This is a genomic window from Streptomyces sp. NBC_01288 (genome assembly GCF_035982055.1).
Taxonomy (GTDB): domain Bacteria; phylum Actinomycetota; class Actinomycetes; order Streptomycetales; family Streptomycetaceae; genus Streptomyces.
Window position 1 is genome coordinate 8,928,653 of sequence record NZ_CP108427.1, and the last position, 13,514, is coordinate 8,942,166.

14 protein-coding genes are annotated in these 13,514 nt (G+C 70.3%); 6 read left to right on the forward strand and 8 right to left on the reverse strand.

Annotation, left to right across the window (positions count from 1 at the left end; all coding sequences use genetic code 11):
* Positions 1 to 27 precede the first annotated feature (27 nt).
* Entirely contained in the window at positions 28 to 237 is a 210-nt protein-coding gene (locus OG194_RS40115) for an MbtH family protein (protein ID WP_327405624.1), read from the forward strand.
* A gap of 62 nt (positions 238 to 299) precedes the next feature.
* On the opposite strand, the gene OG194_RS40120 is transcribed toward OG194_RS40115, so the two are convergent.
* The 3 genes from OG194_RS40120 to OG194_RS40130 form a co-directional block, all read right to left on the reverse strand.
* The gene (locus OG194_RS40120) at positions 300 to 1,376 is read right to left on the reverse strand and encodes an iron-siderophore ABC transporter substrate-binding protein (protein ID WP_327405625.1); all 1,077 of its coding nucleotides are present in this window, start codon (positions 1,374 to 1,376) and stop codon (positions 300 to 302) included.
* Positions 1,377 to 1,440: 64 nt separating this feature from the next.
* Positions 1,441 to 3,240, reverse strand: a complete 1,800-nt coding sequence (locus OG194_RS40125; protein WP_327405626.1) for an ABC transporter ATP-binding protein — start codon at positions 3,238 to 3,240, stop codon at positions 1,441 to 1,443.
* On the reverse strand, positions 3,237 to 4,946 hold the full coding sequence (locus OG194_RS40130) for an ABC transporter ATP-binding protein (protein ID WP_327405627.1): 1,710 nt from the start codon (positions 4,944 to 4,946) through the stop codon (positions 3,237 to 3,239). The genes OG194_RS40125 and OG194_RS40130 overlap by 4 nt, the downstream gene beginning before the upstream one ends.
* Before the next feature lie 273 nt (positions 4,947 to 5,219).
* Between OG194_RS40130 and OG194_RS40135 the strand changes: the two genes are divergently transcribed.
* The gene (locus OG194_RS40135; protein ID WP_327405628.1) at positions 5,220 to 5,864 is read left to right on the forward strand and encodes a DedA family protein; all 645 of its coding nucleotides are present in this window, start codon (positions 5,220 to 5,222) and stop codon (positions 5,862 to 5,864) included.
* A 65-nt stretch (positions 5,865 to 5,929) separates the two neighbouring features.
* Here OG194_RS40135 and OG194_RS40140 read toward each other — a convergent pair whose 3' ends face one another.
* Positions 5,930 to 6,457, reverse strand: a complete 528-nt coding sequence (locus OG194_RS40140; RefSeq protein WP_327405629.1) for a gamma carbonic anhydrase family protein — start codon at positions 6,455 to 6,457, stop codon at positions 5,930 to 5,932.
* 74 nt (positions 6,458 to 6,531) lie between these two features.
* On the opposite strand from OG194_RS40140, the gene OG194_RS40145 reads away from it, so the two are divergent.
* A complete protein-coding gene (locus OG194_RS40145) occupies positions 6,532 to 7,362 on the forward strand; it encodes an acyltransferase (protein ID WP_327405630.1) in 831 nt (276 codons plus the stop codon).
* Between the two features lie 609 nt (positions 7,363 to 7,971).
* Here OG194_RS40145 and OG194_RS40150 read toward each other — a convergent pair.
* Entirely contained in the window at positions 7,972 to 8,829 is an 858-nt protein-coding gene (locus OG194_RS40150; protein WP_327405631.1) for a DMT family transporter, read from the reverse strand.
* Positions 8,830 to 8,935: 106 nt separating this feature from the next.
* On the opposite strand from OG194_RS40150, the gene OG194_RS40155 reads away from it, so the two are divergent.
* Both OG194_RS40155 and OG194_RS40160 read left to right on the forward strand, forming a co-directional pair.
* The gene (locus OG194_RS40155; RefSeq protein WP_327405632.1) at positions 8,936 to 9,520 is read left to right on the forward strand and encodes a helix-turn-helix domain-containing protein; all 585 of its coding nucleotides are present in this window, start codon (positions 8,936 to 8,938) and stop codon (positions 9,518 to 9,520) included.
* Between the two features lie 66 nt (positions 9,521 to 9,586).
* Positions 9,587 to 10,144 (forward strand): YbaK/EbsC family protein, encoded by a 558-nt coding sequence (locus OG194_RS40160; protein WP_327405633.1) that lies wholly within the window; start codon positions 9,587 to 9,589, stop codon positions 10,142 to 10,144.
* Between the two features lie 25 nt (positions 10,145 to 10,169).
* Here the strand turns inward: OG194_RS40160 and OG194_RS40165 are convergent, their stop codons facing one another.
* The gene (locus tag OG194_RS40165) at positions 10,170 to 11,249 is read right to left on the reverse strand and encodes a cation diffusion facilitator family transporter (protein WP_327405634.1); all 1,080 of its coding nucleotides are present in this window, start codon (positions 11,247 to 11,249) and stop codon (positions 10,170 to 10,172) included.
* A 59-nt stretch (positions 11,250 to 11,308) separates the two neighbouring features.
* On the opposite strand from OG194_RS40165, the gene OG194_RS40170 reads away from it, so the two are divergent.
* Positions 11,309 to 11,668: an ArsR/SmtB family transcription factor gene (locus OG194_RS40170; protein WP_327405635.1), complete on the forward strand. Its 360-nt coding sequence runs from the start codon at positions 11,309 to 11,311 to the stop codon at positions 11,666 to 11,668.
* Between the two features lie 25 nt (positions 11,669 to 11,693).
* Here the strand turns inward: OG194_RS40170 and OG194_RS40175 are convergent, their stop codons facing one another.
* Positions 11,694 to 12,923, reverse strand: a complete 1,230-nt coding sequence (locus OG194_RS40175) for a 4-hydroxybenzoate 3-monooxygenase (protein ID WP_327405636.1) — start codon at positions 12,921 to 12,923, stop codon at positions 11,694 to 11,696.
* A 79-nt stretch (positions 12,924 to 13,002) separates the two neighbouring features.
* Positions 13,003 to 13,428 (reverse strand): hypothetical protein, encoded by a 426-nt coding sequence (locus OG194_RS40180; RefSeq protein ID WP_327405637.1) that lies wholly within the window; start codon positions 13,426 to 13,428, stop codon positions 13,003 to 13,005.
* Between the last annotated feature and the right edge of the window lie 86 nt (positions 13,429 to 13,514).

Consider the following 13,514-nt stretch of genomic DNA (forward strand, 5'->3'; position numbering starts at 1 on the left):
GCATCAGAGAGGCAAGGAACCCCTGACATGAGCAACCCGTTCGAGAACCCCGAAGGCGTCTACTCCGTCCTCGTCAACGACGAGGGCCAGCACAGCCTTTGGCCCGACTTCGTGGACGTACCGGCGGGCTGGACGGTCGCGTTCGGACCGGCCGCGCGGCAGGAGTGCCTCGACCACATCGAGGCCAACTGGACGGACATGAGGCCAAAGAGCCTGGTCGAGGTCGACGGGGTCTGAGCACACGGAAGGGGGGCGGGTCCGAACTGCCTCGGACCCGCCCCCCTTTCGCGTTCCGTGGGTCAGGACGCCGGCTGCTCCACCTTCGTCGACGTCTTGCCGTCCACCGCCGCCGCGAGCTGCGGCACCATGCGGTCCAGGACGTAGGGGATGCTCAACACAGTAGACAGGGATACCGCGTTGCCGTAGTCGCTGGTCTCCTTGATGAAGACCTCGCGGCCCTGCTTCACCACGTTCAGGTCGCCGTAGATCTTGTCGCTGTGCAGCTTGGTGACGGCCGTGGTGGTGTCCGGCACGATCCACACGGCGACCTTCTGGTCGAGGAGGTCGTAGCGCTCCTTGCTGATGTTGGCGCCGAACGTGTCGCCGATGACCTTGTCGAGGCCCTTCGGGAGCGAGAAGCCGAGGTCGGAGAGGAGGCGGGAGCGCGGGTCCTGGCTGCCGTAGACGAAGACGCCCTCGTACGGGGTGGCCATGACGGCAGTCGCGCCGGCGAAGGCGGGATTGGCCTTCTTGGCGGCGGCGAACTTGGCCTCGACGCCCGACACCAGGGTCTTCGCCTCGTCGGCCTTGCCGAGCGCCTTGCCGATCTCCTCGGTCTGCTGCTGCCACGGCACGCCGTAGTCGTTGTACTGCTTGGGCTGGGCGACGACCGGCGCGAATTGCGACAGGCTCTGGTACTGCGCCTTCGTCAGGCCCGAGTACACGGCGAGGATCAGATCGGGCTTCAGCGCGGCGATCTTCTCCACCTGCGGGCCGGTGCCGGTGTCCTTGAGGACGGTCGGCGCCGCCGCGCTGCCCAACTTGCCCTTCGCCCAAGGGCCGATGGCGCCCTTGTATCCGCCGAGCCACTCGGTCGTGCCGACCGGCACCTTGCCGAGGGCGAGGACGGCGTCCTGGTCGGTGAGACCGACGGTGACGATGCGCTTGGGCTCGGACTTGATGGTCGTACTGCCGAACTTGTGGGCGATCGTCACGGGGAACGCGTCCGCGGATGCCTTCGCCTCCGAGCCCGACGTGTTCGAACTGGACGACGTGGAGTCGGAGTTGGAGGAACCGCAGCCGACCGCCGTGACGGCCAGCAGGAGTACGGAGGCGAGCAGGCCGGACAGCCGGGAAGCTCTGGTGGCGCGGGGCATCGGATGATCCTTCTGGTCGTCGCGGTGGGTTCGGCGGGGGGTGACAGGTCTTGAGCGCGGGGGGCTAGTGGGTGTCGGAGGCGGTCTCGGCGGAGCGACTGTCGGACCAGGCGTGCCACAGGGCGGAGTACTGGCCCTGGGCGGTGAGGAGTTCGTCGTGCGTGCCGTTCTCCACGACCCGGCCGTCGCTCAGCACGATCACCCGGTCCGCGGAGGCGGCCTGACTCAGTCGGTGCGCCACGACCAGCGCGGTACGGCCGCGCAGCGCCTGTTCGGCGGCCTCGTCGAGCTGCCGCGCACCCGAACTGCCCGCCTCCGCCGTGGCCTCGTCGAGTACGACGACCGGTGGGTCCGCCAACAGCAGCCGGGCGAGGGCGAGTTGTTGCGCACGGTCGGCGGTCAGCCGATGACCACCGTCACCGACGACCGTGTCCAGGCCCTCCGGCAACGCCTCGACCCAGCCGAGCGCGCCCACCGTGTCGAGCGCCTCCCGGAGTTCCTCGGTGTGCGCGTCCGGGCGGGCCAGCCGCAGATCCTCGGCGAGTGGCCCGGCGAAGACGTGCACCTCCTGCGTGACGAGGCCGACCAGGTGACCGGCCTCGTCCGGCTCGGCGCCCCCGACGTCGATCCGACCCGACTGCGGGCGGTGCAGCCCCGCGACGAGCTTGGCCAGGGTCGTCTTGCCCGCACCGGTCGTACCGACCAGCGCGACCCGCTCCTTGGCCCGTATCTCCAGGTCGACGTCGTGCAGCACCGGGCGGCCGGGCACGTACGCGTGGGAGACACCGGTCAGCGTCACGGACGGGGGCCCGGCGACGGTCGTACGGTCGTCCGCGCGGTCGGCGACCTTGGGCGCTGGCTCGTCCACGACCCCAACGAGCCGTGCCAGTCCGGCCGTTGCGGACTGGGCGTCGTCCAGCAGCACCAGCGCGGTGTTGACCGGCCCGAAGAGACTGGCGAAGTACAGCGCTGCCGCGGTGGCCGTACCGACCGACGCGGAACCGTCGCGCACCAGCAGGAACCCGGTGACCAGGACCGCGGACAGCCCCAGATACTCGGCGATGTGCAGTCGGCTGTAGAAGCGGAGCATCAACTGCACGCCGCTCATGGTCAGTTCGACGGCCGAGCGTGAGCGTTCGGTGACCTGCCGGGTGTGGCCCTTCTGTAGCCGGTACGCCCGTACGGTCCGTGCCCCGCCGATGGTGTCCAGCAACTGCTGCTGCTGTGTCCCGGTGGCGATGCGCTCCTTGGCGTACAGGGGAACGGCGTTGCGCACATACCAACGGGCGGTGTGCGCCTGCACCGGCACGGCGATCAGCGCCGCGATCAGGAACCGCCAGTCCAGCAGGGCGAGCGCGCCCAGCGTCAGCACGATCGACAGCGCGGACCGGGCCAGTTCGGGCAGCGCTCCGCGCACGGCGTCGGCGACCCGCGAAACGTCGCGCGTGACACGGGAGTTGAGGTCACCGGACCCGGCCTTCTCCACCCGGTCCAGCGGGAGTGACAGGGCCCGCTCGACGAACAGTTCGCGGAGCCGCGCGAGGGCGGTCTCGCCGAGCCGCGACACGAGGGACATGCCGAGCGCGGTGGTCACGCCCTGGACCAGGGCGACCCCGGCCAGCGCGACCACCGGGAAGGTGAGCGCGTCGGGGGAGCGGTGCTCGGTGACGACGTCGACGATGTGACCCAGCAGCGGCTGGGTGAGCAGTCCGACGGCCGTGGCGAGCACCAGCAGTCCGAACCCGGCGGCGGCCAACCCCCGCTGCGGGCGCAGGAGTTCGCGCACCGCGGCGCGGGTGCGGGCGGGGGTGGCGGTGGGGAGGAGGGTGCGGTCGGAGTCCGTCTGTATGTCGTCCGTCGTCATGCCAGCACCGCCGTCCGGTAGGTCGCGTCGGTTCGTACGAGGTCCGCGTGGGTGCCCTCGGCGCCGACGCGGCCGGCGTCGAGGAGGATCACGTGATCGGTGACGGCGAGCAGGGCGGGGCTGTTGGTCACCACGATCGTGGTGCGGCCCTGCCGGAACTCGCGCAGGCCGTCGGCGATACGGGCCTCGGTCACCGTGTCGACGGCAGTGGTCGGATCGTGCACGACCAGGACGGGTGGCCCGGCACGCAACGCCCTTGCCAGCAGGACGCGTTGGCGCTGCCCGCCCGACAGGGAGCGCCCGCCCTCACCGACACCGGTCGCGGTGCCGTGCGGCAGGGAGTCGGCGACCTCGTCGGCGTGGGCGGCGGCCATGGCACGCTCGGTGAGGAGATCGGCCCCTCCATCCTGAGGGTCGTCCTCCGGTGTCACGTTCGCCGCCAACGAGCCATCGAACAGTGCCGCGTCATGGGCGGCGACCAGCACGGCCGCCCGAAGTCCCGCCGGATCAAGCCGCGTCAGGGGCACGCCGTCCAGCTCGACAGACCCCGACTCCGGGTCGGTCTCACGCCCGAGGCATCGCAACAGCGCTTCCGCGCCGGCCGGGTCCGTCACCGCGATGCCGGTCAACTGCCCGGCGGGCAGGTCGAGATCGACACCGTCGAGCCCGCCGAGCCGTACGCCACGTAGCCGCAGTTCCCCGCGAACGGGCTCGGCCACCGGGTCGTCGCCGTCCACCACGGCGGGCCCGGTGGCCAGTACCTCGGCGACGCGCGCGGCGGAGGCACGGCCCTGCGCCAGCTCGGCGTTGACCCAGGCGAACGTCTCCAACGGCCCCAGCAGGAACAGCGCGAGCCCCACCGCCGACACCAACTGCCCCAGAGTCATCGATCCGTTGAGCGCCAGCCGACCGCCCACGAGAGCGATCAGCGCGATGAACCCACCGGTGAGCGCGAGCACGAGCCCGGTCTGCCAGGACTCGGCACGCGCCGAACGCAGCGTGGCGGCAAGGGAGATACGACTCGTCCGGCGATACCGCTCCACGGCGGCGTCCTGCGCACCGAGCCCCTTCAGTACCCGCAGCCCGGCCACCAGGTCGGCGGCCACACCCGACGCATGAGCGGCCTTGTCCTGCTCGGCCTCGCTGCGCCGCTCCAACGGCTTGCTCAGCAGATGCCCCAGCCACAGCAGAACGGGCGTACCCAGCAGCACGATCAGCCCGAGCGTCACGGACGTCAGCAGCAGCGCGACCGCGCTCACCGCGACACCCGAGAAGGCCCAGATCCCGGCCATCAGCGCCATGTTGACCGCGCCGACCCGCTTGGCGTCCTCCGTGGCGACGTTGGCGAGTTCCCCGGGGAGTCTTCCTTCCTCGGCTCCGCCACGGGCGTCGAGCACCCGTCCCACGATCGCCAACCGCAGTGTGTGCGCGGCCTCTTCGGCACTGCGCTCACCGGCCTTGGCGCCCAGCCGGAAACTCCACGACAGCGTCACGTACATGACGGCCAGTACGCCGAGCCAGAGCGCCAGACGTCCGGCGTTCTGGCCGGCGACGGCCTGGTCGATGACGACACCGATGAGCACCGGCACCAGGGCTTCCCCCAGTTGGTGCACGCTTCCGAGCGCCGAGCCGAGCGCGACGCGCCGTGTCTGTCCCTTGACCGAGCGCGTCAGGACGTCCCGCCCCGACAGTTCCCCTGCTCCCACCAGCCACCCTCCGGAAACCGGCCAACTTAGGCAAGGCTACTCTAAGTGAATCTCGGGCAGTCGACGCCCTTTCGGCCCTCCTGGCACGTAACGGAGCGATTCCGATGCGGTCGGCAGAGGGACCTCCGAGCCGTTGTCCGAGTCGTCCTCCGAGCGGTCGCACGAGGGGCGTTGCCGTCGGATGCCGAGCGGTAGGCTTCCTGGGTGCGCCCATTTTTCCGCGAGGCGCATGCCGGCAAGACAGGCAGTCCGCGCATTACAGGAGGACCGGCGTTGCACGTCCAGGAATGGCTCGACTCGGTTCCGGCGGTGGCCGTCTACGCCGTGGTGGCACTCGTCATCGGGGTGGAGAGCCTGGGCATCCCGCTGCCGGGCGAGATCGTCCTGGTCTCGGCGGCACTGCTCTCCTCCCAGCACTCGGGCATCAACCCGATCGTCCTGGGCGCCTGCGCGAGCCTGGGTGCCGTGATCGGCGACTCCATCGGCTACGCGATCGGCCGCAAGGGCGGACGCCCTCTGCTCGCCTGGCTCGCGAACAAGTTCCCCCGGCACTTCAGCGAAGGCCATGTGGCCACCGCCGAGCGCTCCTTCGAGAAGTGGGGCATGTGGGCCGTCTTCTTCGGCCGCTTCATCGCCCTTCTCCGCATCTTCGCCGGCCCCCTCGCAGGCGTACTCCGCATGCCCTACTGGAAGTTCCTGATCGCCAACGTCCTCGGCGGAATCATCTGGGCCGGCGGCACCACAGCGGTCGTCTACTACGTAGGAATCGTCGCCGAGGACTGGCTCAAGCGCTTCTCGTACTTCGGCCTGGCGGCAGCGGTACTGGTGGGCCTGGCTTCAATGCTGATCGTCCGCCGCAAGGCGCAAAAGATGACGGCCAAGAGAAACGAACCCGAGCCAGTAAACGCCGGCGAGTAAGGCGCCCCAAAGGGGCGCGGGGAACGGCGCGACCAGCCACAACGAACCCGCACCCGCCAGACAACCTACTCATGCGCCCCGCGATGCGCCTTGGCCAACTCCGCATACATGGTCCCGTTGAGGGTCAACCCCTCCCGCTCTTCGGGGCTGAGCTCCCGTCGGACTTTGGCGGGCACCCCGGCGACCAGTGACCCCGGCGGCACAACCATCCCCTGCGGCACCAACGCCTGAGCCGCAACAAGCGAACCCGCCCCGATCACCGCCCCGTTGAGCACCGTAGCCCCCATCCCGATCAGGCAGTCGTCCTCAACGGTCGCCCCGTGCACCACCGCGTTGTGCCCCACGGAAACCCGCTCACCCACACTCACCGGAAACCCCGGATCGGCATGCAGCGTGCAGTTGTCCTGGATGTTGCTGTGAGCCCCCACCGAGATCCGCTCAACATCGCCCCGCACCACCGCCCCGTACCAGACACTCGCTCCCGCAGACAGCGTCACATCCCCGATCACGGACGCCGTAGGAGCCACAAAGGCCGACTCATCGACCTTCGGCTCCCGGCCACCAATACCCACGATCAACGCCCTGTGCGTCATAAGACCCTCCCAACCGTCGAAGACACCCGCACGGTACGACATCGGTAGGGCGAAGATCACAGCGGCCAGACCTCATGGCCCCGGCTCCCGCTGAGTACCGTGGCCGGGTGCCCAACCGCAAGAACACGTTCTCAAAATGGCGGAGCCACCTCGCGCAGCGCGCCGTCCACGCGGGCTGGGCCTGGGTGCAGCGCACGGGCTCGGTGACGGCCGAGAACCCCGGCCGCTTCCGGTTCGGCGGGATCGGCGAAGCCACCCGGCTCGCCTTCCCCCTGGGCACGGTCTTCGGCGAACCCTGGATCCACCTCGGTTCCCACTGCATCGTCGGCGAACAGGTCACGCTCACGGCGGGACTGATGCCGGACCTCGACCTCGGCCCCGACCCGATCCTGCGCCTGGGCGACGGCGTCGTCCTCGGCCGCGGCAGTCACGTCATCGCCGACACGACGGTCACCATCGGCAGCGACTGCTACTTCGGGCCGTACGTCTACGTCACGTCCACGAACCATTCCTACGACGACCCGCACGAGCCCATCGGCAAGCAGTGGCCGCGCATGGAGCCCGTCGAGATCGGCACCGGTTGCTGGATCGGCACCGGCGCGGTCATCCTGCCGGGTGCGCGGATCGGCCGGAACGTGGTGGTGGCGGCCGGTGCGGTGGTCCGCGGCACGGTGCCCGACCACGCCGTGGTGGCGGGGGCGCCCGCACGAGTCGTACGCCGCTGGACGCCCACGGAGGGCTGGCAACCACCGCTCCGCACCCCCGCACCGGTGCCGATCCCCGCGGATGTGACCCCGGATCAACTCCGGGCTCTCGCAGGCCTGGACGAGGCGAGCGCGGCACGGCTGGCCGAACTGGACGAGAACGTGATCGCCCACCTCGCGGAACTGGACGCGGAGGCCTGATCCGGCACGGGTGCGGAACTGCCCCGGCACGTATGCCGAAGCCCGATCCGGTACTTACGCCGAGGCCTGACCCGGCACACATGCCGAAGCCCGATCCGGTACTTACGCGGAGGCCTGACCCGGCACACATGCCGAAACTCGATCCGGTACTTACGCGGAGGCCTGACCCGGCACACATGCCGAAGCCCGATCCGGTACTTACGCCGACGCCTGACCCGCTACGCATGCCGAGACGTTCCCCGGCACCCAACGCCACCCGACCCGAAACTTGACGCCCCCGAAACTTGACGCCCCCGGCACTCGCCGCCCCGCACACAACCCGGCCCCCGTCCTCCCGCCACGTTGCCTGACCGGGCACGCATGTCGAGGCGCCCCCCGGCACCCGCCGCCATCCACAGCCCCGCACACGACCCCGCCCCTGTCCTCCCGACCCATCACCCCGTCACCTCATCGGGCACGGATGTCGAGGTCCCCCGGCACCCGACACCCCGCCCCGCCACTCGACGCTCCTCCCCGCACCCCGGTCCCCGCACCCGGCGCCCCTCTCGGCACCCGACCCCCGGCCCCCGCCGCCACCCCGCACAAACCCCAAACCCCCACCCCTCCCCCTCACCCCGTCGCCAACAACAACGTCCCCACCAACGCCAACCCCGCCCCCGCCGCCTGAACCACCCGCAACCGCTCGCTCAAAAATCCGCGCGCGGCCAGCGCGGTAACCACCGGATACAGCGACGCCAGCACCGCCGCCACCGTCACCGGCCCATGCTGTGCCGCGATCGAATACGTCCCGTTGGCCGCCACATCGGCCAGCCCCACGAAGGCCAGCGCCGGCAGGGAACCCCAGGGGAACCCGCCCTCCGGAAGCGAGACCCCGCCCCGCCGTACGGAGACGTAGAGCGCGGCCCCACCCGTGGCCACATTCGTCACGCGCTGCACGAACAGCGCGAGGAAGAGCCCGGTCACGGTCGTCGACGCCTCCGCGATCAGCGCGAACACTGTGCCGAAGCCGAGCGCGGCGATCAGGGTCAGGAGGATCGCCTGGCGTTGGACGGGCGCGCCCTGCAGCTGGGGGCCGCCCGCGAGGACGACCCCGGTGACGGCGACCGCGATCCCTGCTACCTGCATCAGACCGGGGCGCTCACCCAGAAAGAGCCCCACCCCGACCGGCACCGCCACGCTCAGCGTCGCGAGCGGTGAGACGACACCCATCGGGCCCAGCGCGAGCGCCTTGTAGAAACTGAACAGGGCGACCGGCCCCACCAGCCCCGCCGCGAACGCGAACCACAGCCGCGGCCCGGCCTCGCTCCAGCCCCCGGTGCCCACCACGACCGCGCCGAGCACGGCCGCCGCGATCGCCTGCGAGACCACGACCACCGTCAGTGCCGGGGTCCGTCGGGTCAGCAGACCTCCGCCGAAGTCGGCCAACCCCCACAGGAGGCTGGTGGCCAGGGCGAAGAATGCTGTCACGGGGTGCCTCGCAGTACAGTTCGGTGAACGATCGGGTGCAGCACACCGTAGTTCGATCCATTGCACCCTGTCATCCATAATATTGAACTCAAGGTATGGGCGGAACGTGTCGGACCTCGACCTGCTGAACCAGTCCCTGGCTCGCAACGTCAAGCACTGGCGCTCGGTGCGCGGCTTCACCCTGGACGTGCTCGCCGCCCGGGCCGCCGTCAGCCGGGGCATGCTCATCCAGATCGAGCAGGCCCGCACCAACCCCAGCATCGGCACGGTCGTCAAGATCGGCGACGCCCTCGGCGTCAGCATCACCACCCTGCTCGACTACGAACAGGGCCCGAAGGTCCGCATCGTCCCCGCCGACCGCGCCGTACGGCTCTGGCACACCGACGCCGGCAGTTACAACCGCCTCCTCGCCGGCACCGAGGCCCCCGGCCCGCTGGAGATGTGGGACTGGCGCCTGATGCCGGGCGAGGCCAGTCCCTCCGAGCCGCACCCCACCGGCACGGTCGAGTTGGTCCATGTCACGACGGGCGACCTGACCCTCACCGTGGACGGCGAGGACCACCTCGTCCCGGCCGGCGCGAGTGCCACCTTCGAGGCCAACACCCCGCACACGTACGGCAATCAGGGCGACGTGCCGATGGAGATGGTGATGGCGGTGTCGGTCCCGCCCGTGCACCGGGAGACCTCGTGAGCAGCCCCCGGACGACCGTTCGGGACACCCCGTGAGCCGCCGTCGCACGCCTGTTAGCGTGCCGTCATGCGCGCACCCATCGGACACTTCGACCACGCCACCCCGGCCCCCGACTGCCTCGACGAACTGACCCGCCCGGTCGCCGACGCCGTGCGCGCCTGGCAAGGCAGCGTCCCCGCCGACCAGTTCGTCTACGTCGACACCGACCCCGAGTGGGCCGACACCGCCACCTTCGTCGAGCACTACGGCCGTGAGCTGCTGGAGCTGTCCGCGAACTGTGTCCTCGTGGCCGGGAAGCGCGGCGGAGAGACCATGCTGGCCGCGTGCGTCGTCCTGTCCACCACCCGCGTCGACGTGAACGGCGTCGTACGCCGCCAACTCGGCGCCCGCAAGGCCTCGTTCGCGTCGATGGACACCGCGACCGGCGAGAGCGGCATGGAGTACGGCGGCATCACCCCCGTCGGACTCCCCGCCGACTGGCCGGTGTTGGTGGACTCGGCCGTCGTCGACCTGCCGTACGTCCTGGTCGGCAGCGGACGCCGCCGCGGCAAACTCCTCGTCCCCGGCAAGGCGTTCGCGGAACTCCCGGGCGCGGTGGTGCTGGAGGGCCTGGGCGTCGCCTGAGCCCCCGAACCGTGGAAAACCGGCCTCACGCCATGGCGTGGTGGTGGGCCAACTCCCCGTGCGGGTCAGCCTCGCCCGGCACCGGCGCCGGGTCGGCGTGCACGAGGGCGGCCGTGAGCCGCGGCACCGCGTGCAGCAGCGCGTGCTCCGCCGCCACGGCGACGGCGTGGGCCTGCCGTACCGTCGCCTCCCCGTCCACCACCACCGCCACCTCCGCGCGCAGCCGGTGCCCGATCCAGCGCAGCCTCAACTCGCCCACCCCGCGCACCCCTTCGACCTCCCGCACGGCGTGCTCGGCCCGGTCCACCAGGTCCGGATCGACGGCGTCCATCACGCGCCGGAACACCTCGCGCGCCGCGTCCCGCAGCACCAGCGCGATGGCGGCCGTGATCGCCAACCCCACGATCGGGTCGGCGAGTTGCCACCCCAGCGCCGAACCGCCGGCCCCGACCAGCACGGCCAGCGAGGTGAACCCGTCCGTACGGGCGTGCAGTCCGTCGGCGACCAGCGCGGCCGACCCGATCTCCCGGCCGACACGGATCCGGTACCTGGCCACCCACTCGTTGCCCACGAACCCGACGAGCGCCGCGACGGCGACCACCGGGACGTGTGACATGGGACGCGGATCGAACAGCCGGTCCACCGCCGCCCAGGCCGCGAAGGCGGCGGACGCGGCGATCGTCAGCACGATGGCGATCCCCGCGAGGTCCTCGGCGCGCCCGTAGCCGTACGTGAAGCGGCGCGTGGCGGCCCGGCGGCCGAGTACGAACGCGATGCCGAGCGGTACGGCGGTCAGCGCGTCCGCCGCGTTGTGCACCGTGTCGCCGAGCAGCGCGACCGACCCGGACACGACCACCACGACCGCCTGCACCAGCGCCGTCACCCCGAGCACCGCGAGCGAGACCCAGAGCGCGCGCATCCCGCGGGCCGAGGACTCCAGGGCGGAGTCGAGTTTGTCGGCGGTCTCGTGGGAGTGCGGGGTGAGGAGGTGGCCGAGGCGATGACGGATGCCCGTGGGGGAGTGGTCATGGGGGTGCGGGTGGTCGTGGCCGTGGTCGTCGTGCGGGTGGGCGTGCTCGTGTTCGTGGTGGTGCTGGTCGCTCACGTGGGTCCCCTTCCGGTGCGCGGGTGGACGTTCGGCGCCCACAGGGCCATTATGTGCGTATGAGCGCACGCATGCACCTATCAACTGCGCATGATGCGCATCCGCGCACCCCGGGCGAGGAACAGTTCGCGCTCGCCGCCGAACTCCTCGCCCTCCTCGGCGACCGCACCCGCCTGACCCTCCTGCACGCGCTGACGGCGGGAGAGTCCGACGTCACCACCCTCACGGAGGCCTGCGACGCGGCCCGCCCGGCGGTCAGCCAGCACCTGGCACGGTTGCGCCTCGCGGGACTGGTGACCACACGCAAGGAGGGCCGCCGGGTGATCTACGCGTTGAGCGACGGTCATCTACGGCGACTCGTCGACGAGGCGTTGAACGTGGCGGACCACCGCCTCACCGACCGCCCGCCGCACGACTGACAGTCGTACAACTGGCGTCCTTGGCTCAGGAGTTGGGGTCCTTGCCCAGGTAGCTCTCCGCGAACGCCAGGGCCGCGGCGGGGGATTCGAAGACGCGGCGGAGTCGGGCGAGGGTGGTGCCCGCGTGGTACGGGTCGCCTGACGAGGTGCCGTGGTACACCTCGGAGAGCCACTGGGAGAATTCCTGGTAGTCCCACACGCGGCTCAGACAGGCCTCCGAATAGCCGCCCAGGCCCGCGGAGTCGCCCTTGGTGACATACGTGACGAGCGCGTCGCCGAGCAGGAACGCGTCGTGCAGGGCGAGGTTCATGCCCTTCGCGGCGATGGGCGCGGTGAGGTGGGCCGCGTCGCCGGCGAGGTAGAGACGGCCGAACACCATCGGTTCGACAACGTAGTTGTGCATGTCGAGCACGCGCTTCTCGATGAGCCGACCCTCGGTCAGCGGCGGGGCGCCGGTCGCGGCGAGGCGGTGCTGGAGCTCGGACCAGACGCGTTCATGGGGCCAGTTGCCGGGGTCGTCGCCGGGCGGGCACTCCAGGTAGTAGCGGGTGACTTCGGGGCTGCGCGCCATGTGCCCGGCGAACCCGCGCGGATGGACACCGAACACCACACAGTCCGAGGACGGCGGCGCCTCCGCGAGCAGCGCGAGCCACCCGACCCCGTAGTCGTGCCGCGCGATCCGCGCCCGCTCCGGCGGCAGCGCGGCCCGGGTCACCCCGCGCGCACCGTCGCAGCCCGCCACGAAGTCGCCGTGCACGAGCTGCCGTTGACCGGTCTCTGGGTCGGTGTACGACACCGCCGGGCGGTCGGAGTCGAGATCGTGCAACTGGACGTCCTGGACCCCGAAGCGGATCTCGCCGCCCCGCACGTCCGCGTACTCCCGCACCAGGTCCGTCACTAGCAACGGCTGCGGATAGACGTAGTGGTGATGGCCCGTCAGCTCGCTGTACGACAGCCGATGGCGCTGCCCGCCGAAGCGGAACTCGCACTGGGTGTGCCGCTGCGCCCGCGCCAACAGGTTGTCGGCGAGCCCCCGTTGCTCCAGTCCGCGTACGGCCCACTCCTCGATGACGCCGGCCCGGGGCCGCTGCTCGATGAACTCCCTGGTCTCGGTCTCCAGCACCAGGCAGTCGATCCCGGCCGCGCGCAGGATGTTGCCGATGGTGAGCCCGGCGGGACCGGCGCCCACGACGACGACCGGAAAGTGGTGTGGGGACGGGGAGTTGGAGGTGGGGTGGGGGGAGGTGGAGGTCACCCGCCCATTATGACGGTGTGCGGACAACCGAGAACCGGCCGCCTGGAGGGCGGCCGGTTCGGTCGTGAGGACGGTTGGATCAGGAGTGGATTTTGATGGGGGTGGTGCAAAGGCTCTTGGCGGCGATGTCGCCGGTGACCTCACTCAGACACAGCCGGATGGTGGTCCCGTTGGCGTACTTCTTGTCGAACTTCGAGGGGAAGTAGACGCCATAGTCGTCCTCGGACTTCGGCGATTTCTTGCTGGAGGCCAGCTTGCCATTGATGTACAGCGTCAGTTTCGGCTTGCCGGAAATTCCCATGAAGCGCCCGTAGATTGATTTCACGGTCTGCCCGGTGCCCTTCACTTCGAGGCATACCATGTTCGATTCCTCCGTCGTCACCTGGTGAGTCGAGCACTCATGGGCTGACGCGAACGCGGTGCCGGTACCGGTGAGCACGAAGATGGTGGACAGGAGCGGTGCCAGTAGAGCCAAGGCGGCTGCCCGCGAGGTTCTGATCTTCACTGTGGCCTTGTTCCCCGTTCTTTTTTCTGGGTAATTCAACCCGACATTCTGGGCCTTGCTCGATGTTCAATGTAGGCCAATAATGT